This window comes from Bradyrhizobium sp. AUGA SZCCT0158 (assembly GCF_018130065.1).
Taxonomy (GTDB): domain Bacteria; phylum Pseudomonadota; class Alphaproteobacteria; order Rhizobiales; family Xanthobacteraceae; genus Bradyrhizobium.
Genome location: NZ_JAFCME010000061.1, coordinates 1 through 2,886, shown reverse-complemented (window position 1 = coordinate 2,886; position 2,886 = coordinate 1). Strand labels below are relative to the sequence as shown.

General features: G+C 60.2%; 5 protein-coding genes. All 5 read right to left on the bottom strand.

Annotated elements, in window-relative coordinates; all coding sequences use genetic code 11:
* On the bottom strand, positions 1–293 hold a 293-nt coding region (locus tag JQ574_RS34730), incomplete at its 3' end, for a hypothetical protein (protein WP_212384236.1).
* Between the two features lie 81 nt (positions 294–374).
* On the bottom strand, positions 375–872 hold the full coding sequence (locus JQ574_RS34725; RefSeq protein WP_212215248.1) for an Hsp20/alpha crystallin family protein: 498 nt from the start codon (positions 870–872) through the stop codon (positions 375–377).
* A 75-nt stretch (positions 873–947) separates the two neighbouring features.
* Complete coding sequence (locus JQ574_RS34720; RefSeq protein ID WP_212272411.1) at positions 948–1,403, bottom strand: Hsp20 family protein; 456 nt, start codon at positions 1,401–1,403, stop codon at positions 948–950.
* Between the two features lie 315 nt (positions 1,404–1,718).
* Entirely contained in the window at positions 1,719–2,060 is a 342-nt protein-coding gene (locus tag JQ574_RS34715) for a hypothetical protein (protein WP_212215251.1), read from the bottom strand.
* A gap of 305 nt (positions 2,061–2,365) precedes the next feature.
* Positions 2,366–2,886 (bottom strand): sigma-70 family RNA polymerase sigma factor (locus tag JQ574_RS34710; RefSeq protein WP_212296731.1); only part of this gene is annotated, 521 nt, incomplete at its 5' end.

The window sequence follows — 2,886 nt, the reverse complement described above, 5'->3', positions numbered from 1 at the left end:
CGCCGCAACCGGATCGCCGCTCCACCGCGCGGCGGGGGATCGTCGTCCTGGCCGTCAAGGCGGCGCAAGGCGGCGAGAATGTCGGCAAGCCGGATGGTGTGGCCGATTCCTGGGATGTCCCGCAGCGCCGGGCAGGATTCCACCGCGTAGATGTCGGAAGCCCAGGAAGAAAGCACGACGCGCTTCTCGGGGTCGGAGAGGCGCCGATCGTTCAGAACATCATCCGGTGAATCGTAGTGGGCGGCGGGATGGAACAGAACATGTTCAGTCGGGGTCGAACGGGTCTTGGTCATCGAACTGTCTCCTTAACGCTCCTTTCTAAGAGACGGGGGAAGGTGGATGGAGGCGCGCCTTTGCAACGCCTCCAGCCGGTGTCATTGCTTGTTGATCGCAATGCGCTTGACGTCGGAACGAGCCTCTTCGGATTTCGGCAACGTGATCGTCAACACGCCGTCCCGGAACGACGCTTCGGCCTTCTCTTCGACAACGCCATCGAGCGGGATTTGCCGCTCGAACGAACCGTAGAAACGTTCGGAAAAGTACTTTCCGTTGTCCGAGCGCTCGGCCCTTTTCTCGCCCCGCAGCCTCAAGACGCCGTGGGCGATTTCGACCTGAACATCCTTTTCGGTCAGGCCAGGCAACTCGGCCGAAACGGTAAGCGCCTTGTCGGTCTCGCTCAGTTCGATTTTCGGCCAGCCGAAGCGGCCTTCCATCAGCGGGCTGCCGCTGCGTCCCAGCGTTCCGAACCCGCTGAATACGTCATCAAACAGCCGGTTCATCTCCCGGTGAAACGTGATGAACGGATCATAGTTCTCGCGCGTTGGCGCGAGTTCCTGATTTCTCGACCACGGAATAAGATCACGAAAACCCATGTTGTCCTCCTTTTCTTGCGCAGAAGCTCCGCGCGGATCTCTGGTGCGCGCGTACGTCATCGAACGTGCCGCGGCTCAAGCCGCTTTCTTCCGCTCGACCTGCGGAGACGATTCCGCACCACGGATCGGGATCCGCCGTGGCTTCATGGATTCCGGCACTTCCCGTACCAGGTCGACGATCAGCAAGCCGTCTTTGAAAAACGCTTCCTTGACCTTGACGTGGTCAGCCAGACTGAACACCCGGCGGAATGGCCGTGAGGCGATGCCGTGATAAAGGTATTCACGCTCCGTGACCTCGGGCTTGCTGCCTTCGATGATCAGCGTGTCCCGTTCGGCGGTGACGGCGATATCGTTCACGCCAAAGCCGGCAACCGCCAGCGAAATCCGATAGGCGTCGTCGCCGGAACGTTCGATGTTGTAGGGAGGATAGTTATCGTCGGCGGTTTGCCGCAGGCTCGCGTCAAGCTGGTCCGCCAGATGGTCGAAGCCGACCGTGGAACGCCACAGCGGCGAAAAGTCAAAAGTCCTCATAGCCAAGTCCTCCTAAGAGCAAGATGGATACGAAGGAGCGTCGGACACCGTCCGGCGCCCACTCTGGTTCGCCGGACCCAAGCTGGCGTCCGGCAAAAACCGACTTAGAAAAACGGCAAAAATTTTCAAGAGGGAATCTGTGAAATTTTCTTCGGGACCTGGCCGACCTTGGGCATGCTGTTAATGGCAGGTAAAGCGACGGAACGGCCGAGGCTCCTTTCGGGCAACTGTTGCGCTGCACCGTGCGTGATGATGAATCTGAAAACCCGGAAATGCGATCTGCGGCAAGCCGGCGCAGATCGCATCGGGCTCGGATTAGCTGATCGCCGGCTTCCTTTTATCGCGCTCGTCCGGTGCCAGCTTGAGTCCCCACGGGTCTGGGAGGGGCGCAAGCAGGGTGTCGACCTTCAACGCGTCGCCGGCATTCCACTCCAACCAAGGCATCGAATCCAGATACGGTATCGGCGGCAGCGCGATTTGCTCGAAGGCGTTGCCGGACGTCGGCGTGTTGCGCGGGCTATCCAGCCCCCAGGCCGCCAGCGACGGCAGGGTCAAGGCTATGGCGGTCGAAGCCGTGAGAATCCCCCGGACCAGACGCCGTCCGAGAGCATTCTGTTTCTCCGCACGAGCGGAGACCAGGGATTGATCAGTGATCATCTCATCCTCCTATCGTTCGAAAACTGATCCAGGCGATCGTTGCATAGCTCATGGCGAACATGAACCAATTAAGCGCCGTCGCACCACACACGCGATCGTGCAATGGACGGAAATGCATGAGTTTCCTCCTTTGCGGTTCAACGATGTCATAAGGCCGGGGGCCACGACGGCCCCCAGGCGAAAACCCACCTAGGCGCGGCAAAAACCGGGTTCAAGAGGGGTGACTAAAATTTTTTATTGCTTGCCCGCAGGGACCTTGTGGCAGCCTTGGGCAGTTTTCGAGGGGCGCGCAGCCGAGTTCTGGTTCACTTCGCGGCCAATGGCAGTCGCGCCTTCACGCCAGCCTTTAGCTTTTGCAACGCACGCATTTCGATCTGCCTCGCGCGTTCGCGCGACACGCCGTATTTGGCCGCAAGAGCTTCCAGCGTCCCCGGTTCATCCGCAAGGTGCCGGGCCTGAACGATTTCGCGTTCGCGTGCGTTTAGACTTTCCAGCGCACCGCTGAGCGCCGCACGACGTTTGTCGTATTCCTCGCGTTCGGCACTCGCCATCTCCGGGTCGGAGGACGGGTCGACCAGCCAATCCTGCCATTCGCTGGCCTCACGGCTATCGTTGACCGGGGCATTCAGGGAAACGTCACCTCGAAGGCGCCGGTCCATATCGATGACATCCCGTTGCTCCACGCCCAGGCGGGTAGCGATGAGTTGAGCGTGCTCCGGGCGCAAGTCACCATCTTCGAGTGCGGAGATCTCCGCCTTGGTTCGGCGAAGCTTGAAGAACAGTTTCTTCTGAGCCGTACCGGTCCCCATCTTCACAAGCGACCAGG